This is a genomic window from Duganella violaceipulchra (assembly GCF_019166075.1).
Taxonomy (GTDB): Bacteria; Pseudomonadota; Gammaproteobacteria; order Burkholderiales; family Burkholderiaceae_D; genus Rugamonas; species Rugamonas violaceipulchra.
In genome coordinates, this window is the sequence record NZ_JAHTGR010000183.1 from 1 (window position 1) to 303 (window position 303).

Here is a 303-nt window from a genome sequence, read left to right on the forward strand (position 1 = left end):
CACGGTACTGGTTCACTATCGGTCGATTACGAGTATTTAGCCTTGGAGGATGGTCCCCCCATATTCAGACAGGATTTCTCGTGTCCCGCCCTACTTGTCGCACGCTTAGTTCCACACATCGCATTTCACATACGGGGCTATCACCCGCTATGGCTCCTATTTCCAGAGGATTCTGTTATGCGTCATGCTAAAACGTGCAGGCTCATCCCATTTCGCTCGCCACTACTTTGGGAATCTCGGTTGATTTCTTTTCCTGCAGCTACTTAGATGTTTCAGTTCGCCGCGTTCGCTTTGCATACCTAT

Annotated in this window: 1 rRNA gene; it reads right to left on the reverse strand. The window is 49.5% G+C overall.

Annotated elements, in window-relative coordinates:
• Window positions 1–303: ribosomal RNA gene (locus KVP70_RS35910) — 23S ribosomal RNA — on the reverse strand; the annotation flags it as partial.